The organism is Microbacterium sp. SSM24 (assembly GCF_025989145.1).
Lineage (GTDB): Bacteria > Actinomycetota > Actinomycetes > Actinomycetales > Microbacteriaceae > Microbacterium.
This window is the reverse complement of sequence record NZ_JAPDNQ010000001.1, coordinates 110,118-133,016: the sequence shown is the minus strand read 5'-3', so window position 1 is coordinate 133,016 and position 22,899 is coordinate 110,118. Positions and strand designations below refer to the sequence as shown.

General features: G+C 70.8%; 20 protein-coding genes and 1 tRNA gene. 17 read left to right on the top strand and 4 right to left on the bottom strand.

The genetic code is table 11. The features are described from left to right. Positions 1 to 100 precede the first annotated feature (100 nt). The 4 genes from OL358_RS00650 (at position 101) to OL358_RS00635 (ending at position 4,070) form a co-directional block, all read left to right on the top strand. Complete coding sequence (locus OL358_RS00650; RefSeq protein WP_264707994.1) at positions 101 to 655, top strand: MarR family winged helix-turn-helix transcriptional regulator; 555 nt, start codon at positions 101 to 103, stop codon at positions 653 to 655. A gap of 9 nt (positions 656 to 664) precedes the next feature. Next, positions 665 to 1,483, top strand: a complete 819-nt coding sequence (gene rsmI, locus OL358_RS00645) for a 16S rRNA (cytidine(1402)-2'-O)-methyltransferase (RefSeq protein ID WP_264707993.1) — start codon at positions 665 to 667, stop codon at positions 1,481 to 1,483. Positions 1,484 to 1,584: 101 nt separating this feature from the next. Next, positions 1,585 to 3,159 carry a methionine--tRNA ligase gene (metG, locus tag OL358_RS00640; protein WP_264707992.1) on the top strand — a complete coding sequence of 525 codons (1,575 nt, stop codon included), beginning with the start codon at positions 1,585 to 1,587 and terminating at the stop codon, positions 3,157 to 3,159. After that, the gene (locus OL358_RS00635) at positions 3,159 to 4,070 is read left to right on the top strand and encodes a TatD family hydrolase (RefSeq protein ID WP_264707989.1); all 912 of its coding nucleotides are present in this window, start codon (positions 3,159 to 3,161) and stop codon (positions 4,068 to 4,070) included. The genes metG and OL358_RS00635 overlap by 1 nt, the downstream gene beginning before the upstream one ends. A 13-nt stretch (positions 4,071 to 4,083) precedes the next feature. On the opposite strand, the gene OL358_RS00630 is transcribed toward OL358_RS00635, so the two are convergent. Beyond that, positions 4,084 to 5,388 (bottom strand): MFS transporter, encoded by a 1,305-nt coding sequence (locus OL358_RS00630; protein ID WP_264707988.1) that lies wholly within the window; start codon positions 5,386 to 5,388, stop codon positions 4,084 to 4,086. A 36-nt stretch (positions 5,389 to 5,424) separates the two neighbouring features. Beyond that, complete coding sequence (locus OL358_RS00625; RefSeq protein ID WP_264707986.1) at positions 5,425 to 6,885, bottom strand: sugar porter family MFS transporter; 1,461 nt, start codon at positions 6,883 to 6,885, stop codon at positions 5,425 to 5,427. Between the two features lie 53 nt (positions 6,886 to 6,938). On the opposite strand from OL358_RS00625, the gene rsmA reads away from it, so the two are divergent. Next, complete coding sequence (gene rsmA / locus OL358_RS00620; RefSeq protein WP_264707984.1) at positions 6,939 to 7,781, top strand: 16S rRNA (adenine(1518)-N(6)/adenine(1519)-N(6))-dimethyltransferase RsmA; 843 nt, start codon at positions 6,939 to 6,941, stop codon at positions 7,779 to 7,781. Positions 7,782 to 7,885: 104 nt separating this feature from the next. Next, a complete protein-coding gene (locus OL358_RS00615) occupies positions 7,886 to 8,803 on the top strand; it encodes a phosphodiesterase (RefSeq protein WP_264707982.1) in 918 nt (305 codons plus the stop codon). On the opposite strand, the gene OL358_RS00610 is transcribed toward OL358_RS00615, so the two are convergent. After that, positions 8,751 to 10,355, bottom strand: coding sequence for a stealth family protein (locus tag OL358_RS00610; protein WP_264707981.1), 1,605 nt, complete (start codon positions 10,353 to 10,355; stop codon positions 8,751 to 8,753). The two genes, OL358_RS00615 and OL358_RS00610, sit on opposite strands and share 53 nt — an antisense overlap. A gap of 181 nt (positions 10,356 to 10,536) precedes the next feature. Between OL358_RS00610 and OL358_RS00605 the strand changes: the two genes are divergently transcribed. The 4 genes from OL358_RS00605 (at position 10,537) to OL358_RS00590 (ending at position 15,794) form a co-directional block, all read left to right on the top strand. Next, positions 10,537 to 11,604 (top strand): aldo/keto reductase, encoded by a 1,068-nt coding sequence (locus OL358_RS00605; protein WP_319805418.1) that lies wholly within the window; start codon positions 10,537 to 10,539, stop codon positions 11,602 to 11,604. Beyond that, positions 11,601 to 12,530 (top strand): 4-(cytidine 5'-diphospho)-2-C-methyl-D-erythritol kinase, encoded by a 930-nt coding sequence (locus tag OL358_RS00600; protein WP_264707980.1) that lies wholly within the window; start codon positions 11,601 to 11,603, stop codon positions 12,528 to 12,530. Before OL358_RS00605 ends, OL358_RS00600 begins: the two co-directional genes overlap by 4 nt. Before the next feature lie 28 nt (positions 12,531 to 12,558). Beyond that, positions 12,559 to 13,905, top strand: coding sequence for a GNAT family N-acetyltransferase (locus OL358_RS00595; RefSeq protein WP_264707979.1), 1,347 nt, complete (start codon positions 12,559 to 12,561; stop codon positions 13,903 to 13,905). A 68-nt stretch (positions 13,906 to 13,973) separates the two neighbouring features. Further along, entirely contained in the window at positions 13,974 to 15,794 is a 1,821-nt protein-coding gene (locus OL358_RS00590; RefSeq protein ID WP_264707978.1) for an ABC-F family ATP-binding cassette domain-containing protein, read from the top strand. Position 15,795: 1 nt separating this feature from the next. Here the strand turns inward: OL358_RS00590 and OL358_RS00585 are convergent, their stop codons facing one another. Next, positions 15,796 to 16,293 carry a MarR family winged helix-turn-helix transcriptional regulator gene (locus tag OL358_RS00585; protein ID WP_264707976.1) on the bottom strand — a complete coding sequence of 166 codons (498 nt, stop codon included), beginning with the start codon at positions 16,291 to 16,293 and terminating at the stop codon, positions 15,796 to 15,798. 83 nt (positions 16,294 to 16,376) lie between these two features. On the opposite strand from OL358_RS00585, the gene OL358_RS00580 reads away from it, so the two are divergent. The 7 genes from OL358_RS00580 to OL358_RS00550 all read left to right on the top strand — a co-directional run bounded on the left by OL358_RS00580 (position 16,377) and on the right by OL358_RS00550 (position 22,579). Beyond that, a tRNA-Gln gene (locus OL358_RS00580) sits at positions 16,377 to 16,448 on the top strand. A 1-nt stretch (position 16,449) separates the two neighbouring features. Continuing rightward, complete coding sequence (gene glmU / locus OL358_RS00575; protein ID WP_264707975.1) at positions 16,450 to 17,922, top strand: bifunctional UDP-N-acetylglucosamine diphosphorylase/glucosamine-1-phosphate N-acetyltransferase GlmU; 1,473 nt, start codon at positions 16,450 to 16,452, stop codon at positions 17,920 to 17,922. Next, positions 17,897 to 18,931 (top strand): ribose-phosphate diphosphokinase, encoded by a 1,035-nt coding sequence (locus tag OL358_RS00570; protein WP_264707973.1) that lies wholly within the window; start codon positions 17,897 to 17,899, stop codon positions 18,929 to 18,931. The genes glmU and OL358_RS00570 overlap by 26 nt, the downstream gene beginning before the upstream one ends. 159 nt (positions 18,932 to 19,090) lie before the next feature. After that, complete coding sequence (locus tag OL358_RS00565; protein ID WP_264707972.1) at positions 19,091 to 19,558, top strand: FMN-binding protein; 468 nt, start codon at positions 19,091 to 19,093, stop codon at positions 19,556 to 19,558. A 3-nt stretch (positions 19,559 to 19,561) separates the two neighbouring features. After that, positions 19,562 to 20,461: an FAD:protein FMN transferase gene (locus tag OL358_RS00560; RefSeq protein ID WP_264707970.1), complete on the top strand. Its 900-nt coding sequence runs from the start codon at positions 19,562 to 19,564 to the stop codon at positions 20,459 to 20,461. Further along, a complete protein-coding gene (locus OL358_RS00555) occupies positions 20,458 to 21,012 on the top strand; it encodes an MOSC domain-containing protein (protein WP_264707968.1) in 555 nt (184 codons plus the stop codon). The genes OL358_RS00560 and OL358_RS00555 overlap by 4 nt, the downstream gene beginning before the upstream one ends. Before the next feature lies 1 nt (position 21,013). Next, the gene (locus tag OL358_RS00550; protein WP_264707967.1) at positions 21,014 to 22,579 is read left to right on the top strand and encodes an FAD-dependent oxidoreductase; all 1,566 of its coding nucleotides are present in this window, start codon (positions 21,014 to 21,016) and stop codon (positions 22,577 to 22,579) included. The last annotated feature ends 320 nt before the right edge of the window (positions 22,580 to 22,899 follow it).

Here is a 22,899-nt window from a genome sequence, read left to right as displayed (position 1 = left end):
TGCGGCTCCCGCGATGACCCTGCGCGGTGCATGTGCACGAGCAGGGATGTTCCTGCGCGGTGCGGGCCCGTGGAGTGCGGGCATCCGTATGATTCGTGTCGTGACGGCGGGAAGCGGCTACTGGTACGGCGAGCACGACGACGCCGCGCGCCGCCGGGCCATCGAGGTGCTCGAGTCCTTCCGCCTCTACCGCGCCGCGGATGCCGCGATGCGCCGGCGCACGCGCGACGCGATGGCGATGGGCGAGAACGACCTGCTCACGCTGCGGTACCTGCTCAAGGCCGAGCGCGAGGGACGCATCGTGCAGCCCGCGGAGCTGTCGCGGTATCTGGGCGTGTCGACGGCGTCGACGACGGCGATCATCGACCGGCTCGAGAAGTCCGGCCATGTGCGCCGTGCCCCGCACCCCACCGATCGCCGCGCCATCGTCGTGATCCCCACGGCGGAGACGGACCACGAGGTGCGCCGCACCCTCGGTGCCATGCACACACGGATGCTCGAGGCCGTCGTCGACATGCCGCCCGAGCATGCGCGCATCGTGATCGAGTGCCTCGCCCGCATGCAGTCCGCCGTCGACCTGGTCCAGCCCGCTCACGAGGTCCCGCGCGAGACCGCGGACCGCGAGCCCGGCGACGCGGCATCCGCCCACTCGTAGGCTGGGGTCGTGATCATCCTCGCGGCGACTCCGATCGGCAATCTGGGGGACGCCTCGCGGCGCCTCATCGAGGCGCTCGGGAGCGCACCGGTGATCGCCGCCGAGGACACGCGCACGACGCAGCGGCTCCTCGCCGGGCTCGGCGTCACTCATCGGCCGCGGCTCATCGCGCTCCACGACCACAACGAGAAGGACCGCGCGCCCGAACTCGTCGAGCTGGCGCGGGACCAGGACGTGCTCGTGCTGAGCGACGCCGGCATGCCGACGGTCAGCGATCCCGGATACGGCCTCGTGGCCGCCGCGGCCGCGGCCGGGGTGACGGTGACCGTGATCCCCGGGCCCAGCGCGGTGCTCACCGCGCTCGCGGTGTCGGGCCTGCCGACCGACCGCTTCACCTTCGAGGGCTTCGTGCCGCGCAAGCCGGGCGAGCGTGCCTCCGCCCTGCGTGCGCTGGCCACCGAGCCGCGCACGATGGTGTTCTTCGACGCGCCGACCCGGGTGGCGGCGACGCTGGCCGCGATGGTCGTCGCGTTCGGTGCCGACCGGCGGGCGGCGGTGTGTCGCGAACTCACGAAGCTGCACGAGGAGGTGGCGCGGGGCACGCTCGCCGAGCTGGCCGCGTGGGCCGAGGCCGGCGTCCGCGGCGAGCTCGTCATCGTCGTGGACGGCGCGGCCGCGCGCGAGGTCGCGTTCCCCGACGCCGTCACCCAGGTGCTCGAGCTGGTGCGTTCGGGCACACGGCTGAAGGATGCCGCCGGCGAGGTGGCGGCACAGACCGGCCACTCCTCGCGCGAGCTGTATCAGGGCGCGCTCGCCGTCAAGGGGTGACACCCGCCGGGAATGTGACGAAAGCGCCCGGTGCCGGCCCCGCGGCGGCCCCGCCTGTCACACCGGCCGGGCGCGGCATCCGTGCCGACTAGAATCCTCGGGTGACTTCCGGCCGATCTTTCTACATCACGACGCCGATCTACTATCCGAGCGACGTGCCCCACATCGGCCACGGCTACACGACCGTGGCGGTCGACACGCTCGCGCGCTGGCACCGGCAGGCCGGTGACGACACCTGGATGCTGACGGGCACCGACGAGCACGGTCAGAAGATGATGCGTGCGGCGTCGGCGAACGGCGTCACGCCCCAGGAGTGGGTCGACAAGCTCGTGGGCGAGGCGTGGTTCCCGCTGCTGAAGACGCTCGACGTCGCCAACGACGACTTCATCCGCACGACGCAGGAGCGTCATGAGGAGCGCGTGAAGCAGTTCGTGCAGGCGATCTACGACCGCGGCTACATCTACGCGGGCGAGTACGAGGCGCTGTACTGCGTCGGCTGCGAGGAGTTCAAGCCCGAGTCCGAGATCGTCGACGGCACGGGTCCCTTCGAGGGCCTCAAGGTGTGCGCGATCCACTCCAAGCCGCTCGAACTGCTCCAGGAGAAGAACTACTTCTTCAAGCTCAGCGAGTTCCAGGATCGCCTGCTCGAGCTGTACTCGTCGAGCGACTTCATCCGGCCGGAGTCGGCGCGCAACGAGGTCGTCTCGTTCGTGAGGCAGGGCCTCAAGGACCTGTCGATCTCGCGCTCGGCGTTCGACTGGGGCATCACGGTGCCGTGGGACGAATCGCACGTCATCTATGTGTGGGTCGATGCGCTGCTCAACTACGCGACGGCGGTCGGGTACGGCGGCGACCCGGACGAGTTCGCCCGCCGCTGGCCGGCGTACCACGTGGTCGGCAAGGACATCCTGCGCTTCCACGCCGTCATCTGGCCGGCGATGCTGATGGCTGCGGGCGTGGACGTGCCGCGCGGCGTGTTCGCGCACGGCTGGCTGCTCGTCGGCGGCGAGAAGATGTCGAAGTCGAAGCTGACCGGCATCGCGCCGACCGAGATCACCGACGTGTTCGGCTCCGACGCCTACCGGTTCTACTTCCTGTCGGCGATCGCGTTCGGCCAGGACGGCTCGTTCTCGTGGGAGGACCTCTCGGCCCGCTACCAGGCGGAGCTCGCGAACGGGTTCGGCAACCTCGCCTCGCGGACGACGGCGATGATCGAGCGCTACTTCGAGGGCGTCGTGCCGCCGGCCGGCGCCTACACCGAGGCCGACCTGCACGTGCAGAAGACGGTGGCGGATGCCGCGGCCGCCGCCGATGCGGCCATCGAGCGCTTCCGCATCGACGAGGCGATCTCCTCGATCTGGACGATCGTGGACGCCCTGAACCTCTACATCACCGAGAACGAGCCGTGGGTGCTGGCCAAGGACGAGGCGCAGCGCGAACGGCTGGGCACGGTGCTCTACACCGCCGCCGAGGGACTGCGCGCGCTCGCCGTGCTGCTGTCGCCGGTCATGCCCGTGTCGACCGAGAAGCTGTGGATCGCCCTCGGCGCGGCCGAGAGCCTCGGCCGCCTCATCGACCAGCCGATCCGCGACGCCGGTGCGTGGGGGGTGCTCAAGCCCGGAACCTCGGTGAACGGCCTCGCGCCGCTCTTCCCCCGGGTCGAGCAGTCGGTCTGATGACCCGCAGCCCGGTGCCCTACCCGGCGGAGGGATCGGATCCGTCGCAGTACGTGCGGGTGCGCGAGAAGGGGTCGCGCGACGTGAGCTATCCGGCGGCGCCCGAGCCGCTCGCGGTGCCGGTCTACGACAACCACGCGCACCTCGAGATCGAGGACGGTGTGGGCTTCGATCTCGACGAGCAGCTGGCACGCGCAGCGGAGGTCGGCGTGATCGGCGTCGTGCAGGCCGGTGGCGACATCGAGTCGAGCCGGTGGTCGGCGTGGGCTGCAGCATCCCACCCCCGTGTTCTCGCAGCGGTCGCCATCCACCCCAACGAAGCACCCGCGTACGCGGAGGCGGGCCGCCTCGCCGAGGCGATCGGGGTGATCGACGAGCTCGCGGCCCAGCCCCGGGTGCGGGCGATCGGCGAGACCGGACTCGACTTCTTCCGCACCGATGAGGACGGCTTCCCGGCGCAGTTCGAGAGCTTCGAGGCGCACATCGCCCTCGCCAAGAAGCACGGCCTCGCGATGCAGATCCACGACCGCGACGCCCACGACGCCGTGCTCGAGACGCTCGAGCGGGTCGGCGCACCCGAACGCACCGTGTTCCATTGCTTCTCGGGCGACGAGGACATGGCGGGCATCGCCGCCGAACGCGGGTACTTCCTGTCGTTCGCGGGCAACGTCACCTTCAAGAACGCGCAGAACCTGCGCGACGCGCTCCGGGTCACGCCCCGCGAGCGGATCCTGGTCGAGACGGATGCCCCGTTCCTCACGCCGGTCCCGCACCGCGGCCGTCCGAACGCCCCGTACCTCATCCCGGTCACGGTGAGGTTCATCGCCGAGGAGCTCGGCCTGGACCTCGACGAGCTGTGCGCGCAGATCGCGGCGAACACGGTCGAGGCGTACGGCTCCTTCGAGGACTGAGGGGCACCCGCGCTCAGTCGGGGAGCGGCATCCCACCGGCGCCCGGCTCGTCCTCCGGGCGGATGCGATCCGCCTCGTCGTCGTCGAGCACGGGCTTCGCCGCGGTGATGTGCGCGATCGAGCGCCACACGAGGGCCAGCGTGATCGCGGAGCCGGCGAACGCGAACCACCAGGGTGCGGTCAGTCCGAACGCCTGGGCGAGAATGCCGCCGATCAACTGACCGATCACGAGTCCGCCGAAGACGCCGACCATGTTCACCGAGGCGATGCGGCCCTGCAGCTCCATCGGCACCAGCCGCTGGCGGACGGTCGTGGAGATCGTCGCCCAGATGAACGCGTACAGTCCGAAGCCGAACATGATCACGAACGCGACGACGGGCGAGGTCGTGAGCGCGAAGCCGAGGTGCATGAGCACCTCGCACGAGAGGCACACACGCATGAGCGTCGAGAACGACACGCGCTTCTCGAGCCAGCCGAAGCTGAAGATCGCGACGATGCCGCCCAGCGCCGAGGCGGTCGTGAGGGCGCCGTATCCCACCGGACCCATCCCCAGGTACTCGGTCGCGTAGAGCACGAGGACGCCCCACGGCGCCGCCCACGTCACGTTGAACACCAGGATGATCAGGACGAGCGTGCGCACCGGTGCGTTGTGTCGCAGCCATTGCAGCCCCTCGCGGATGGCGTGGACCTTCGTGCCTCGGGGGGAGTCCGGATGCTCCGGCACGGGCGTTCGCGTGATGCGCGAGATGAGCAGCACGGCCAACGCGACGCACAGCACCTGCAGGACGAACGGCCAGAACGACCCGAGCGCGAACAGGAACGCGCCCAACGGCGGGCCGGCCAGCTGGTTCCCGACGAGGAACCCCGCCTGCATGCGCGCGTTGCCGACGCCCAGGTCGGCCGGCTTCACGAGCATCGGAAGAAGCGTGCTTCCCGCGGAGTCGGCGAACACCTCGGCCGTGCCGTACAGGAAGGCGGTCGCCAGGACCATCCACACCGTCGCCTGGCCGGTGACGAGGAACACGATCAAGACGGTGACGATCACCGCGCGCAGGCTGTTGGCCAGCATCACGAGGCGACGGCGGTCGTGATGGTCGGCGACGGCGCCGGCGAACAGCCCGAACAGCAGCCAGGGCAGGAACTGCATCATGGCGCCGGCGGCCACGAGCACGGGAGACGACGTGAGCGAGGCGATCAGCAGGGGCGCGGCGGCCAGCGCGATGCCGTCGCCGAGATTGCTCGTCCACGACGAGGCGAGGAGCCATCGGAAGTCGGTGCCGAGTCGGCGTGGTGCGATCAGGTCGCCGAGCGAAGGCATCCGCCCATCCTAGGCGCGGCCGCAGACGTCGACGGCTCAGGTCGTGGCCGCGGAACCCTTCCGGGTGAACAGGGTCTCGGTCTGCTCGATGTCCATGCCCTTGGTCTCGGGGATGCGCCACGCGACGTAGACGAACGACAGTGCGGCGAAGAGCGCGTACATGCCGTACGTGAGGGGGAGCGACCACGACGACATCGCCGGGAACGAGATGGTGATGAGGAAGTTGGCGATCCACTGCGCACCGGCCGCGACGCCCAGAGCCTTGCCGCGGATGCGACTCGGGAAGATCTCGCCGAGCAGCACCCACACCAGCGGGCCCCACGATGCGCCGAACCCGACGACGAAGACGTTGGCGGCGACGAGGGCGATGGGTCCCCACGGCGCACCGAGCTGCACCTCGCCCTCGGCGTTGGTGGTCGCGAACAGGAACGAGATCGCCATCAGCCCGAGCGACAGCGTCATCATCACCGACCCGGTGAGCAGGATCGGCTTCCTCCCGACCCGGTCGACGAGGAAGATCGCGATGAGTGTGACCAGCACATTGGTGATCGAGGTCACCACGCTGATCGTGAACGAGTCGCTCTCATCGAAGCCGACGGACTGCCACAGGCTCGTCGAGTAGTAGAAGATCACGTTGATGCCGACGAACTGCTGGAACACCGACAGGATGATGCCCACCCAGACGATCCGCTGGAGGCCCAGCACGGGCCCGCGCAGCGAGACGCCGGCGTTCTTGCGGTCCGTCTCGATCGTCGTCTGGAGATCGCGCATCGTGTGGTCGAGATCGGCCGCGGGCACCAGTCGCGCGAAGATCGCCCGCGCCTCGTCGTAGCGCCCCTTCGAGATCAGGTATCGCGGCGACTCGGGCAGGGTGAACGACAGGATGCCGTACACGGCCGACGGGATCACGCCGACGATGAACATCCAGCGCCACGCCTCGAGTCCGAGCCACAGCACCTCGTCCGCGCCCCCCGCCGTGTTGGCCAGCAGCGCGTCCGACAGCAGCGCGGCGAAGATGCCGAGGGTGATCGCGAGCTGCTGCAGCGACGCGAGCCCGCCGCGGATCTGGCGCGGCGCGATCTCGGCGATGTAGGCCGGCGCGATCACCGACGCGATGCCGATGCCGAGGCCGCCGATCACGCGCCACAGCGCGAGGTCCCACGCCGAGAACGCGAGGCCGGCGCCGATCGAGCTGACGAAGAACATGATCGCGCCGAGGAACATGACCCGCAGCCGACCCCACCGGTCGGAGAGGTTGCCCGCGACGATCGCACCGACGGCGCAGCCGAGGAGGGCGATCGCGACGACGAAGCCCGTGATGACGTCGTTGAGTGCGAAGTCGCTCGAGATGGAGTCGACCGCGCCGTTGATGACGGACGAGTCGAAGCCGAACAGGAACCCGCCGACGGCGGCCGCGACCGACAGGCCGATCGCTCGGCGCCCGAAGGGGCTCTTGAGGGAGAACGCATCGGACGGAATCGCGCCAGTGGTGTTCACCCTCGTCACCCTAGCCACACAGCGGCGGCGGCGGCACTGGGTACAGTGAACGCATGCCCGTGACCCTGCTCGGCGCCGCGGAGATCCGCGCGCTCGCCGCCGACCTCGACGTCACTCCGACCAAGAAACTCGGCCAGAACTTCGTCGTCGACGCGAACACGGTCCGCAAGATCGTCCACGTCGCGGGCGTGCGTCCCGAGGACCGCGTCGTCGAGGTGGGGCCGGGTCTCGGCTCGCTCACTCTCGCGATCCTCGAGACCGGCGCCGCCGTCACCGCCGTCGAGATCGACCACCGCCTCGCCGAGCGCCTCCCCGCGACCGCCGCCGCGCACGGCGTGCCAGACGGAGCGCTCACCGTCGTCGACGCCGACGCCCTCCGCGTCACCGAGCTGCCGGGCGAGCCGACGGTGCTCGTCGCGAATCTTCCCTACAACGTGTCGGTGCCCGTCCTCCTGCACTTCCTCGAGACCTTCCCGCGCCTCGAGCGCGGCGTGGTCATGGTGCAGGCCGAGGTGGGGGAACGCCTCGCTGCGCCGCCCGGATCCAAGGTGTACGGCGCACCGAGCGTGAAGGCCGCCTGGTACGGCGAGTGGCGCCTCGCCGGCACGGTGTCCCGTCAGGTGTTCTGGCCCGTGCCGAACGTCGACAGCGTGCTCGTCGGCTTCCACCGCGACCCCGAGCCGCGAGGATCGGAGGAGGAGCGCCGGCGCGTGTTCGCGATCGTCGACGCCGCGTTCCAGCAGCGCCGCAAGATGCTGCGCCAGGCGCTGTCGAGTGTGCTCGGAGGAACGTCGGCGGAGGCATCCGCTGTGCTGGAGCGGGCGGCCGTGGCGCCCACCGCGCGCGGCGAGGAACTGTCGATCGATGACTTCGTGAGGATCGCGCGCACCGCGTGACCGCCAAGCGTTCCCTCAGCGTTCACCGCGTTTCACCCGGATGGAGCCGGGTGCGCGCGTAGCATTCCGGCAAGCCCGCCTCGACCGCGGGCGCCGGAGGGACGATGCTGAGCGCCGAATACCCGAACCCCGAGCGCATCCTGCTGCACATCAGCGACACGCACCTGCGTGCGCACGGTTCGCGCCTGTTCGACCTCGTCGACGCGTCGGAGCGACTGGCCCGTGCCCTTGCTGCGATCGAGGCGAGCGGCATCCGTCCCGACGCCGTCGTCTTCACGGGAGACCTCGCCGACCTGGGCGAGCCCGGTGCCTACGCCGAGCTGCGCGCACTCGTCGACCCGTTCGCCGCCCGCATCGGCGCGCGCGTGTTCTGGGTCATGGGCAACCACGACGACCGCGACGGCTTCCGACGCGCGCTCCTCGACGAACCCGGCGGCACGGCCCCCGTCGACGCCGTCGCCGAACTCGACGGACTGCGCGTGGTGACCGTCGACTCGACCGTGCCCGGCCATCATCACGGTGAGCTCACCGACGCGCAGCTGGCGTGGCTCTCGGACGTGCTCGCGACGCCGGCGCCCCTGGGCACGATCGTCGCGATGCACCACCCGCCGGTGCCGAGCGTGCTCCCGCTCGCCGCGAGCGTCGAGCTTCGGGGCCAGGGCCGGCTGGCCGCGGTGCTGCGAGGCACCGATGTGAGGGCGATCATCGCCGGGCACCTGCACTACTCGACGTTCGCGACGTTCGCGGGCATCCCCGTCTCCGTCGCATCCTCCACCTGCTACGCGCAGGACCTCACCGTGCCGACCGGGGGCACTCGCCCCCAGGACGGTGCGCAGGCGTTCAACCTGGTGCACCTCTTCGACGACACGATCGTCCACTCCGTCGTGCCCGTCGACGTTCCGCGCACGCTCGAGCACATCGACGCGGCCGAGGCCCAGCGCCGCCTCGCCCTCGCGGGCGTAGGCCCGTTCAGCGCCGTGCGGACGGATGCGCCAACCGAGCCGATCGCTCTGCAGCGCTGAGCGATCGCACCGCCGCGCTGGTCTCGGCGCGCTCCCACGGCGCACGGACCGGGAACATCCGCTCGAGCGTCTCGCGCACGACGCGTGTGCGCAGCTGCTCGGGCACCTCCGTCTCGCCGCCGTCGTTGAGGCAGAACATGTCGACGTCGCCGCGCTCGGCGAGGCGTTCCATGCGCCGCAGCGACGCGGCGAGCGTGGTCTGCACGTAACGGGTGCGCGGCTGCGTGGTCGGCACCGCGCGCCCCGTCATGAGCGCGTAGTAGTGGTACAGGCTGTTGGTCACCGAGATGTCGGTGGCGGCACGGAAGCGGGATGCCGCGGTGCGCGCGAAGTCGGCGGCGAAGGTCTGCTCCAGCTCGGCCATCACGCTGCGGCGCAGCGGGGTGGCGCAGTGCTCGAGATCACGCACGATCGACCGGCCGAATCGCGAGCGCAGGAGCGCCCGGTTCACGCGCAGGCCGTTGTCGTGGCCGCTCCGGTGCGTCGCGGGCTCCCCGGCGCCGATGCGCACCTCGCACTCGACGAACTTCGAGATGCCGGCGGGGGTGAAGAACATCTCGGGCTCGACCCTTCGGCCGAAGAACATGTCGTCGTTCGAGTAGAGGAAGTGCTCCGCGAGCCCCGGGATGCGGTGCAGCTGCGCCTCGACCGCGTGCGAGTTGTGGGTCGGGAGGACGGACGGGTCGGCGAAGAACTCCTCGCTCCGCACGATGGACACCTTGGGGTGGTCGAGGAGCCATGCCGGAGCGGGGGAGTCGGTCGCGATGAAGATGCGCCGCACCCACGGGGCGTGCATGTGGACGCTGCGCAGCGCGTAGCGCAGCTCGTCGACGTGACGGAAGCGCGCGGGGCCGTCGTCTCCTTCGCCGACGACGTACTCCGCCAGGCGTGCGGCGCGCTGACGCTGGAAGTCGCTCGCAGAACCGTCGACCCACGAGAACACGAGGTCGACGTCCTCCGTGAACTCGGCGGGCAGCGGATCGAACATGCCGTCGATGGTGCGCCAGGTGCGGCCGTAGCGGTCGACGGTGGCCGTCGAGAGGTCCACGGTGGGGGTCAGGCGACGGGTGAGCGCGTTGTCGTTCGGCGCTTCGACGAGCTCTTCGCCGAACCGCCAGAACTCGAGACGCGCCCCGAGCGAGGCGCCGTAGCGCAGGCCGCTCGAGGTCAGGCGCGGCCGGAAAACCCGCAGCGACGTCGGGGTCCCGGCCGGCAGGTCGGCGTCGACCGCCCGCTGCGCCGGCCGCCGCCGAGCCTTGACGTAGAGCGGCTCGTCGCGTCCGGCCACGGCCAGCGCCGCCATCGCCTCACGGGCACGTTCGATGTCGACCACGAGCGCGGTGACGGATCGGTCGTGGCGGATCAGGGTGACGCCGATCCCGGCCTTCTCGAGCACGTCGGCGGTCAGGAGCAGGTCGGCGACGCGCGCCTGCTCGGGAGTGACGGTGTCGTGCACGAGGTGCAGGGTGCCGCCGTCGAGCACCACATCGGGGCGACCGAGAAGGGTCGACCAGGCATCCGGCGCGGCCGGCACGACCGAGAGTGCGGGCATCGGAACCTCTTTCGACGGTGGGCGGATGCCGCGAGCGCGCGGCCTCCTGACCTCACACTAGGCACGCTCCATTACGGGGACGTTTCCGGGGAGGCCCCTTGACATGCCGGTTCGGTTCATGCTTCCCGGCATGTCGGCCCTGGCACCTGCGTGGTCGCCGCGGCGCCGCTAGCCTGGACCGGTGACCGACCAGCCGAACTACCGCTCCGGCGGAGGAGATCTCCACCGTCCGTATGCCGCCGCCGATGACCGCTACGACCTGCGCGAGTATCGTCGCGTCGGCACCTCGGGGCTGACGCTTCCCCCGGTGTCGCTGGGCCTGTGGTGGAACTTCGGCGACAACATCCCCTTCGACAACCAGCGCGCGCTGCTTCGCCACGCGTTCGACAAGGGCATCACCCACTTCGACCTGGCCAACAACTACGGACCGCCCTACGGGACGGCCGAGACGAACTTCGGACGCATGATGCGCGAGGACTTCGCCCCGTACCGTGACGAGCTCATCCTCTCGTCCAAGGCGGGCTACGACATGTGGCACGGTCCCTACGGCAACGGCGGTTCGCGCAAGTACATCCTCGCGAGCGCCGAGCAGTCGCTGCGCCGCATGAGCGTCGACTACGTCGACATCTTCTATTCCCACCGCGTCGATCCCGACGTCCCGATCGAGGAGACCGTGGGGGCGCTGGACACCCTGGTGCGCCAGGGCAAGGCGCTCTACGTCGGCATCTCGTCGTACAGCGCGGAGCGCACGGCGGTCGCGGCATCCGTTGCCCGTTCGCTGGGAACGCCGCTGGTGATCCATCAGCCCGCCTACTCGATCCTGAACCGCTGGGTCGAGGACGGACTGACCGGCGTGCTGAAGCAGGAGGGGATGGGCGCGATCGCGTTCACCCCGCTGGCGCAGGGTCTGCTCACCGACAAGTACCTCGGCGGCGGTCGCGCCGACCGCGCGCAGCAGCGCGGGTCGCTCCCGAAGGGACCGCTGAGCGACAAGGGCGTCGCCACGCTGCGCGGCCTCGACGTCATCGCCCAGGAGCGCGGTCAGTCGCTCGCGCAGATGGCGATCCAGTGGGTGCTGCGCGACCCGGTGGTCGCGTCGGCTCTCATCGGAGCGTCGCGACCGGCGCAGCTCGACGAGAATCTCGCCGCCCTCGAGGGCCCGGCGTTCACGACCGAGGAGGTCGAGCAGATCGACGCGCTCTCGGACGGCATCGACGTCGACCTGTGGGCGGACTCGGCCACCTCGTGAGCCACGCTTTCGTCGAGGGCCGCGTCCATGTTCGCGCCCCGGGCAAGCTGAACCTCTTCTTCGAGGTCGGCGACGTCCAGGACGACGGATACCACGACGTCGCTTCGGCGTACCAGGCCGTCTCGCTGTACGAGAACGTGTGGGCCAGTCACTCCGACGACTTCACCGTGACGATCTCGGGCTCGGTGGACGTCGACGGCGTTCCGGCCGACGACCGCAACCTCGCGGTGCGCGCCGCGCGCCTGGTGGCGCAGCGGATCGGCCACCGCGGCGGCGTGCACCTCGACATCGTGAAAGCCGTGCCCGTCGCCGGCGGCATGGGGGGCGGATCAGCGGATGCCGCGGCCGCCCTCGTCGCGTGCGACGCGCTGTGGGGCGCCGACCTCGGCGGCGCGGAGCTGCACAAGCTCGCCGCGCGGCTCGGGGCCGACGTGCCGTTCGCCCTCATGGGCGGCACCGCGGTCGGCACGGGCCGGGGCGACCAGCTGAGCCCGGCGCTCGCGAAAGGCCGCTTCGACTGGATCGTCGTGCCGTCGGACGAGGGTCTGTCGACGCCGGAGGTCTACGGACACCTCGACACCCTGCGCGCGCAGCACGACATCGCGTCGGTCGTCCGCGTGCCGGAGGTCGATCCCACCGTGCTCCAGGCGCTGCGCGCCGCCGACCCCGTCGCGCTCGCCGAGCACACCCGCAACGACCTGCAGGCGGCCACCCTGTCGCTGCGGCCCGCGCTGCGCGACACGCTCGAACTCGGCGAGCGGTCCGGGGCGCTCGCCGGCATGGTGTCGGGGTCCGGGCCTACTCTGGCCTTCTTGACCGCCGACCCCGAGTCCGCGCTCGAACTGCAGGTCATGCTGTCGGCGGCCGGGCTGCCGGCGCTCCACGTGCACGGCCCGGTCGCCGGCGCGCGCGTGATCGGCACCTGACGACGAACAACCCCTGGGAGGATCACCGATGACCACCGCAGACCGCGTCCCCGTCGCCTCGGAGGCCGATCGTTCGGCGTACCGCGCAGGACCCGTCGACGAGCAGTCGCGTGCACGCCTCGCCGAAGGAGGTCTCGACTACCGGCGCACCTCGATCGACGGCGACGACTTCGCACCGTGGCTCCAGTCCGTCGCCCGCGGGTTCCTCGACGGCGAGCGGACCCCCGAGCAGATCGCGTCCTCGCGCGAGCGCTCGGGCTACCGGCGCCTGACGGGCGTGTACGACCCCGCAGCCCCGGTGTCGGAGGCTCCCGTGGCGACGATCGCATCGTGGCTCGGCGAGCTGTCGGTCCCGGGCGGGGCCGCTGTCCCCGCGTGCGCGATCTCCGCCGTGACCGTCGCCCCGACGCATCGGAGACGCGGCATCGCCCGCGCGATGCTCGAGGGCGAGCTGCGCGCGGCGGCGGATGCCGGCATCCCGGTCGCCATGCTCACGGTGAGCGAGTCGACGCTGTACGGGCGCTACGGGTTCGCTCCCGCCGCGGCGAGCGCGAGCTGGCGCATCGAGACGCGGCGGGCCGCGTGGATCGGACCCCGACCCGAGGGTCGCGTCGACTTCATCTCGCGAGAGACGCTCCGCGGGCTCGCACCGGCGCTGCACGAGCGCGTGCGGCTGGCGCTCGCGGGCGAGATCGACGTTCCCGGCAGCCACTGGGACGGCTTCGCGGGGACGTCGCCCACCGCCGAGAAGGCGGGCGAGAAGCGCGCGATCCAGTACACCGACGCGGCGGGTGAGGTGAGGGGCCTGGCGCTGTACACGGTGCGCGAGAACCACGACGATTTCACGAAGGCGTCCGTGCGGGTCGTATACCTGCTGACGGACGGAGACGATGCCTACGCGGCGCTGTGGCGCTTCCTCCTCGAGCTCGACCTCGTCGCCGAGGTGAACGCCGACGAGCTCTCCGTCGACGAGCCGCTGCTGTGGATGATCGCCGATCAGCGTGCGGCGACCATCACGCTGCGCGACCACCAGTACGTGCGCATCCTCGATGTGGCCGCTGCGCTGGAGGTGCGCCGGTACGGAGCGCCGGGGCTGATCGCGCTCGATGTCAGTGACGCGCTCGGTCACGCCGCGGGTCGGTACCTGCTCGAGGTGGATGCCGAGGGCGTGGGCCGCGTGCGTGCGTGGGAGGGCGACGCGCCCGCCGGGGCGGTCGAGGTCTCGCTCGGCATCGAGGAGCTCTCCGCCACCTACCTCGGCGGGGTGTCGCTGGCGACCCTCGCCGCCGCCGGACGCGTGCGATCGGCCGACGCGGCCGCTGCCGCCCGCGTGCTCTCGTGGCACACCGCGCCGCGCCTGAGCATCTGGTACTGAGCGCTCGGAGCCGGTGCGAGCGCCGGTCGGCGGGACAGCGGGCTTCGCTCGCATAGCCTGGAGGGGACATGGCACATCTTCTCGGGGCCGAGGCCCTGCACCTGGAGTTTCCGACCAAGGTCGTCTTCGACGGCGTCTCGCTGGGAATCGACGAGGGCGACCGCATCGGCATCGTCGGTCGCAACGGCGACGGGAAGTCGAGCCTTCTCGCGATGCTCGCCGGTCGCCTCGACCCTGACAGCGGTCGGGTCACGGTGCGCAGCGGGGTGCGCGTCGGCGTGCTCGATCAGGCCGACACCCTCGACGACGCGCTCACCGTCGCCGAATCCGTCGTGGGCGACCGGCCCGAGCACGAGTGGGCCGGCGACGCGCGCACGCGGGAGGTCATCGCAGGCCTCCTCGACGGCATCCCGTGGGAGGGTCCCGTCGTCGGCTTGTCAGGCGGCCAGCGCCGCCGCGTCGCGCTTGCGGCGCTGCTCGCCGGCGACCACGATGTGGTCTTCCTCGACGAGCCGACCAACCACCTCGACGTGGAGGCGATCGCGTGGCTGGCCGAGCATCTGAAGCGCCGCTGGGCCGCCAGCGCCGGCGGACTGCTCGTCGTCACCCACGACCGCTGGTTCCTCGACGAGGTCTGCACGCGCACGTGGGAGGTCCACGACCGCATCGTCGAGCCTTTCGACGGCGGCTATGCCGCCTACATCCTGCAGCGCGTCGAGCGTGACCGTCAGGCGGCCTCGATCGAGGCGCGGCGGCAGAACCTCGCACGCAAGGAGCTCGCGTGGCTGCGCCGAGGAGCGCCCGCGCGCACGTCGAAGCCGAAGTTCCGCATCGACGCCGCGAACGCCCTGATCGCCGATGTGCCCGAGATCCGCGACAAGACCGAGCTGCAGTCGCTCGCCGTGTCGCGGCTCGGCAAGGACGTCGTCGACCTGCTCGACGCGTCGGTGACGTATCCGTCGCGCGACGGGGGCCCGGCACGCGAAGTCCTGCACCCCGTCGAATGGCGCGTCGCGCCGGGCGAGCGCACCGGCATCCTCGGGGTCAACGGCGCGGGCAAGTCGACCCTGCTCAGTCTGGTGTCGGGCGACCTCGAGCCCACTGCGGGCCGGGTCAAGCGCGGCAAGACGGTGAAGGTCGCCACACTCACCCAGCGTCTGGACGAGCTCGACGATCACCTCGACGACCCCGTGCGCATCGTGATCGAGCGGCTGCGCACGACGTACACGTTCGGCGCCGGCTCCAAGGCGCAGGAGCTCACGCCCGGTCAGCTCCTCGAGCGGATGGGCTTCTCCAGCGCCCAGCTGTCGACCCCGGTGAAGGATCTCTCGGGCGGGCAGAAGCGTCGCCTGCAGCTGCTGCTCATCCTGCTCGAGCAGCCCAACGTGCTGATCCTCGACGAACCGACGAACGACCTCGACACCGACATGCTCGCGGCGATGGAGGACCTCCTCGACACGTGGCCCGGCACGCTCCTCGTCGTCTCGCACGACCGGTACTTCATCGAGCGCGTCACCGACCAGCAGTACGCGATCCTCGGCGGACACCTCCGGCACCTTCCCGGCGGCGTCGACGAGTACCTCCGGCTGCGCGAGCGGGAACGCTCGGCTCCCTCTGCGCAACGATCGGATGCCGCGGCATCCGCTTCGCCCGTCACGTCGGCGCTGAGCGGATCCGACCTGCGCGCGGTGCAGAAGGAGGTCTCGGCGCTCGAGCGGCGGCTCGAGAAGCTCGAGGCGCAGATCGCGACGGCGCGCACGGCGCTGGCCGACCACGACCAGTCCGATTACGTGGGCCTCGGCGCCGAGATGGCGCGCATCGGCACCCTCGAGAGCGAGCGCGACAGCGTCGAGGAGCGCTGGTTCGAACTCACCGAGCAGATGGGCTGAGTCAGGCGTCGAAGCCGAGGCTGAGCTTGCGCAGCAGCGCCGCGAGGCGATCGCGGTCGCTACGGGAGAGGGTCGCCAGCAGCACGGCCTCCGCGTCGACGAGGCGGGTGATGGCGGCATCCACCCGCGTCTTCCCCTCGTCGGTCAGCGTGACCAGGATGCTGCGTCCGTCGTCGGGATCCGCCTCCCGGCGCACGAGCCGACGGCCGACGAGCCGGTCGATGCGGTTGGTCATGGTGCCGCTGGAGACCAGGGTCTGCTGCAGCAGCTGCTTCGGGCTCAGCTGGAACGGCTCGCCGGCCCGGCGGAGAGCCGACAGCACGTCCCACTCCCACGGCTCCAGCTCACTGCGCCGGAACGCGTCGCGGCGGGCGCGATCGAGGTGCCGCGAGAGTCGATCCACTCGCGAGAGCACCCCGAGGGGCGAGAAGTCGAGGTCGGGCCGCTGAGCGGTCCACGCCTCGACGATGCGATCGACCTCGTCGGTCTCCTTGGCCATGTCCCCATTATCGAGGGCGCCGCGGCGAAGGCCGGCCGGGGAAGCGCGGCGTGGCAGACTTGACGACGGCCGCGACGCGGCGATCCGCCGTGGTGTAACGGCAGCACGACAGCCTTTGGAGCTGTGAGGCCCAGGTTCGAATCCTGGCGGCGGAGCATGACCCACAACACCGATGACACCCGTCTGGCCGTGATCGTGCTGGCCGCAGGACAGGGCACGCGCATGAAGTCCTCGGTGCCGAAGGTGCTCCATCGCATCGGCGGCCGGTCCCTCGTCGGCCATGTCATCGAGACCGCGCTCACGCTCTCGCCCGACACGGTCGCCGTCGTCGTGCGGCACGAGCGCGACCTCGTCGCCGCCGCGGTCGTCGATGCGGCGCCGGGTGTCGTCGTCGTCGACCAGGACGAGGTCCCGGGCACCGGTCGCGCGGTCGAGCTCGCACTCGCCGCCCTCGACGACTTCGCCGGTGACGTGCTGGTGCTCAGCGGCGATGTGCCGCTGCTCGACGCGCACACGCTGGACGCCCTCGTGCGGGAGCACCGCGCCGGTGCCGCGGCCGCGACGGTGCTCAGCGCCGTCGTCGACGATGCCACCGGCTACGGCCGGGTCATCCGCGACGCCGACGGCTCCGTGGCGCGCATCGTCGAGCAGAAGGATGCGACGGCGGACGAGGCATCCGTCTCCGAGATCAACGCGGGCGTCTACGTCTTCCAGGCGCCGGCGCTGCGCGCACACCTCGCGCTCGTCGGAACGGCGAACGCACAGGGCGAGAAGTACCTGACCGACGTGGTGGCGCTGCTGCGCGGCTCACGCCTCCTCGTGGCCGCGTCGAGCGCGCCGGATGCCGCGGCCGCCCTCGGCGTGAACGACCGCGTGCAGCTGTCCGAGGCCGCGCGCGTGCTCAACGCGCGCACCGTGCGTCGCTGGCAGCTCGAGGGGGCCAGCATCCTCGATCCGGCCACCACCTGGATCGATGTGACGGCGACCCTGGCACCCGACGTGACCGTCCTTCCCAACACGCACATCCTCCGCTCGACCGCGATCGCCGCCGGCGCGACGGTCGGCCCCGACACGAGCCTGGTCGACTGCGAGGTCGGTGAGGACGCCGTCGTCACGCGCACCGACGCGACGCTCGCCGTCATCGGCGCCGGAGCGAGCGTCGGGCCCTTCGCGTACCTGCGTCCCGGCACGTACCTGGGTGACAAGGGCAAGATCGGCACGTTCGTCGAGACGAAGAACTCCACCATCGGCGAGCGGAGCAAGGTTCCGCACCTGTCGTACATCGGCGACACCACGATCGGCACCGGCGTGAACCTCGGCGCGGGCGCCATCACGGCGAACTACGACGATCTCGCCAAGCACCGCACCGAGATCGGCGACGAGGTGCACGCCGGCTCGCACAACGTCTTCGTCGCGCCCGTTAGGATCGGAGACGGCGCGAAGACCGGCGCCGGAGCGGTCATCCGCAAGGATGTGCCGGCCGGTGCCCTCGCTCTCAGCGTCGCCCCTCAGCGCAATGTCGAGGGGTGGGTCGAGAAGAACAGACCGGGAACCGGAGCCGCGGACGTCGCGGCCAAGGCTCGGTCCGCACAGGAAGCGGACGATGGCGCGCAAGAAGAAGACGGTTGAGCTCGACCGCGAGAACGACATCGCACCCGGCCTGGTCGCCAAGACCAAGAAACGGCTCGTCGTCGCGCGGGGAAGCTCGCATCCCGCGCTCGCCGTCGAGGTCGCCGAGCACCTCGGCACCCAGTTGGTGCCCACCGAATACCGCACCTTCGCGTCGGGCGAGATCCTCACGCGGTTCGAGGTGTCGATCCGTGGCTGCGACTTCTTCCTGATCCAGAGCTTCGGGCCGCCGGTGAACGAGTGGCTCATGGAGACGCTCATCATGCTCGACGCGGCCAAGCGCGCGTCGGCCAAGCGCATCACCGTGGTCGCGCCGTACTACCCGTACTCGCGTCAGGACAAGAAGGGCCGCGGCCGGGAGCCGATCAGCGCCCGCCTCGTCGCCGACCTCCTGAAGACGGCGGGCGCCGACCGCGTCATGAGCGTCGACCTCCACGCCGCGCAGATCCAGGGCTTCTTCGACGGCCCCGTCGACCACCTGTTCGCCAAGCCCGTCCTGCTGGAGTACTTCGAGCGAACCCTCTCCGCCGATGACCGCGCGAAGCTCACGGTGGTCTCTCCCGACACCGGCCGCGTGCGCGTGGCCGACACGTGGTCCGACAGCCTCGGCGCTCCGCTGGCGATCATCCACAAGCGGCGCGATCCGAACGTCGCGAACCAGGTCACCGTGAACGAGATCGTCGGTGACGTGAGCGGCCGGGTGTGCCTGCTGGTCGACGACATGATCGACACCGGCGGCACGATCGTGAAGGCCGCCGAGGCGCTCAAGGCGAACGGGGCCGTGCGCGTCATCGTCGCGGCGACGCATCCGATCTTCAGCGACCCCGCCGCGCAGCGCCTCCAGAGCGAGGCGATCGACGAGGTCGTCGTGACCGACACGATCCCCATCCCCGAGGAGAAGCGGTTCCCGAGCCTCACGATCCTGCCGATCGCCCCGCTTCTCGCGCGTGCGATCCACGAGGTCTTCGAGGACGGCTCCGTCACGAGCATGTTCGACGGTGCGGCCTGACCCGATTCTGAACGATCCGGCGCAGCGGACCGTGAACTCCTTCATAGTGCGCTCATAGAGTGCGCTGTCAGGATGCCACTGTGCTGTTCAGCCCCACCGGGCCCAGAGCACCAGGCTGCTGAAGAGCACCAGGACAAACCACGACCCAGGAGGACCGTCATGATCCGCACCGCCGTCGCCACCCGTCCCGCCCGTGCGGGTCTCACGCTCACCGCCGTCGCGGGGATCGCGCTGCTCGCGGGCTGCGCTCCCGCAGCGACCGACACCGGCACCGACACGTCCGCCGACACCGGCTCGGACTCCGGTGACACCGGTTCGTCCGGCACCGCCACCTACGCGGACGGCACATACTCCGCACAGGGCTCGTACGCCACTCCCGAGTCCGTCGAGACCATCAGCGTCACCGTCACCCTCGAGGACGACGTCGTCACGTCGGTCGAGGTGTCCGGCGACCCGTCGCGGCCCGAGTCGGAGCAGTATCAGGGGCAGTTCATCGGCGGCATCTCCGACGTCGTCGAGGGGCAGGACATCGACACCATCTCGGTCAGCCGCGTCGCGGGCTCGTCGCTCACCAGCGAAGGCTTCAATCAAGCGCTCGAGACCATCAAGTCCGAGGCGATCGCGTAGGCCATGCCCGCCGCGTCCGACCAGCCGCCCGCCCCTTGGCGGTTCGAGGCGATCGGCACGGCATGGGAGATCGTCACCGACGAGCCGCTCGACGCGCGTGCGCGTGACGCGGTCTCGGACGTCGTCGCGGGCTTCGACGCCGAGTGGTCGCGATTCCGCGGCGATTCGGTCGTGTCGCGCCTCGCGCACGCCGGCGGCAGCGTGCCGGCGCCCGCCGATGCGGTCGCGATGCTCGAGGCCTATGCCCAACTCGACGATGCCACGGACGGTGCCGTGAACCCCCTGGTCGGATCGTCGCTGGAGCGTCTCGGCTACGACCCGGCGTACTCGCTGGCAGCGGGAGAGCCCGTTCCTGCGCCGGCCGACTGGGCGCGGCGCCTCACCTGGGACGGCGACCTGCTCACCCTGGACGGCCCGGGAGTGATCGACGTGGGCGCTCTCGGCAAGGGGCGCCTGGTCGACCTCGTGCACGCGCTCGTGTGCGGTCTGGTCGCGGGCGACGTGGTCGTCGACGCCGGCGGTGACCTCGCGGTCCGCGGCGCACCGCAGCGGGTCGGGCTGGAGCATCCGTTCGACCCGCGTCGCGCGATCGGCGTCTGGGAGGTGGCGGATGCCGCGCTCTGCGCATCGGCGGTGAACCGGCGCACGTGGGGCGACGGCCTGCACCACGTGCTCGACGCGCGGACCGGGTCGCCGGTGCGCACGGTGGCGGCGACGTGGGCGGTGGCGCCCGACGCCATGCACGCGGACGCGATCGCGACGGCGCTGTTCTTCGACGGCGGACCCCGGCTGGCGCACGAGTGGGGCGTCGAGTGGGTGCGCATGACCACCGACGGCAGGGTCGACTGGTCGCCCGGGTGCCGGGCCGACCTGTTCACGCGAGCGGCTAGCGTGGAGAGGTGACCGAGACCTCGTCGGGCCGTGTCGTCGCCGTCGCCCGCGACGACACCCACCGCTTCAGCAAGCCCACCCGCGAGAGCATCACGCTCGTCGCCGGCCAGGGCGTCGAGGGTGACGCGCACGCCGGCGCGACGGTCAAGCACCGCTCGCGGGTCGTGCGCGACCCGGGTGCGCCGAACCTGCGCCAGGTGCACCTGATGCACGAGGAGCTCTTCGCCGACCTGGCCGAACGCGGGCACGGCGTCGAGCCCGGGGCGCTCGGCGAGAACATCACGACCGCCGGGATCGATCTGCTCGGGCTTCCGCGCGGGACGCGTCTCGCGATCGGCGACGATGCCGTCATCGAGCTCACCGGGCTGCGCAACCCCTGCTCGCAGATCAACGGCCTTTCGAAGGGACTCATGAAGGAGCTCGTGCACGTGGACGACCAGGGAGCCACCGTGCGCCTGGCCGGTGTGATGTCCGTCGTCATCGCCGGGGGAGAGGTGAGGCCCGGTGACGGCATCCGCGTCATCCTTCCCGCCGGTGCCGCCCAGGCCCTTCAGGCGGTGTGACGTGCTCGGCACTCTCACGGCGGTCTGGAACCGCGTCTTCGCACTCCTGGGCCGTGTCTCGATGTACCGCGTGGTCTATCTCGCGCTCGCCGCGCTGGCGGTTATCTCGCTCGTGCTGTCGTTCTTCGACCTCGTCGGGCCGGATCCGCTGGAGCTGGTCGTCACCCTCGCCGTCCTCGCCGCGGTGTGCGTCGGGGTGGATGCTGCGGCCCAGAGCATCCTCCGCCTGCCGTGGCGCATCGAGTCGTCGCTGATCACGGCGCACATCCTCCTCTTCGTGCTGCGCCCCACGCTGGACCTCACGGCCCTCGCCGGGATCGCCGTCGCCGGCGCCGCGGCATCCCTCTCCAAGTACGTGCTCGCGTGGCGCGGCCGTCACATCTTCAACCCGGCCGCGGTGGGTGCGACCGTGCTGACCCTGCTCGCACTCGTCTGGCCGGCTCTCGGATCGTCGGCGTGGTGGGTGGGCACGCCCGCGCTCGCGGCGCCCGTCATCGTGCTCGGGCTCGCCGTGCTGTGGCGCACAGAGAAGATCCGTGTGGTCGCGGTATTCCTCGTGGTCGCCGTCGCGGTGGCCGTGCTGCGGACATCCGCGCAGTACAACCTCGCGGGCTTGGAGATCGACGGACTGACGGTGTTCTGGCAGGTCCTGTGGTCCTCGCCGTTCCTCTTCCTCGGCGCCTTCATGCTGTCCGAGCCGCTGACGCTCCCGCCGCGGCGCTGGCAGCAGTTCCTCGTCGCCGGGATCGTGGGCGTGCTCGCGGGCTGGCCGATCCCGCTGGGCGACATCTCACTCGGCCAGGAGCGCGCGCTCCTCATCGGCAACCTCGTCGCCTTCGCGTTCGCTGTGCGCACCGCCGTCCGGCTGACCCTCGCCGCGAGGGCCACGAAGACGCCGACCGTGCAGGAGCTGACCTTCCGCGTCCAGGACCGCCTGTCGTTCGTGCCGGGCCAGTATCTCGAGCTCGAGGTGCCGCACGCGCACCCCGACGCCCGCGGCACGCGCCGCGAGTTCAGCATCGCCTCCGCCCCCGAAGACCTCCCGCTGCTGCGCGTCGCCTTCAAGGAGAGCTCGACCTCGAAGCCGCAGAGCTCGTACAAGAAGGCCCTCGCGCTGGTCGGCGAGGGGGAGCGCCTGGCGATCACCGGCGTGTGGGGGGATTTCGTGCTCCCCAAGCGCGATGCGGCGCCGATCCTCATGGTCGCGGCCGGCATCGGGGTCACTCCGTTCATCTCTCAGCTGCGGCACCTGCGCGCGACGAGCGAGGATCGCGACATCGTGCTCGTGTACGTCGCATCGGATGCCTCGGAGCTGGCGTACCGCGCGGATCTCGAGACCGCCGGGATCCCGGTGATCGTGTTCACGCGCGACGAGCCCGCGGATCTTCCGTCGACGTGGCTGTGGGCGCGGGGCGTGCGGCTGGACGCGGACGGACTGCTGCGCATCGTGCCCGACATCGCCGCGCGCCACGCGTACATCTCCGGCCCCGCCGGCCTGATCGCCGATCTCGCCCCCGCGTTGGAGCGCGCCCGGTCGATCACGACCGACGCCTTCAGCGGCTACTGACCCGCGTCGACGTCCTCGAGCGTGGGCGCCCCGGCGGCGGAGGGGACAGTCCGAATCTGAAGGGTCGACACCACGCCGTTCGGTCATGTGAGTTCACGTTCACGCTGGGTTATGTGAGTTCGTGGTCACGCTTGCTTATGTGAGTTCACGTTCACGCTGGGTTATGTGAGTTCGTGGTCACTCTGGGTTGTGTGAGTTCACGTTCGCACAAGCCCGAGACCAGACCGTTCGGGCACAGCGTGCAGCTCTCAGTCACGTTGTGAGCCGGAACTCACATGCGGCATGCGGGCCGGAGCACCGGGTAACGACGACCGCAGGCT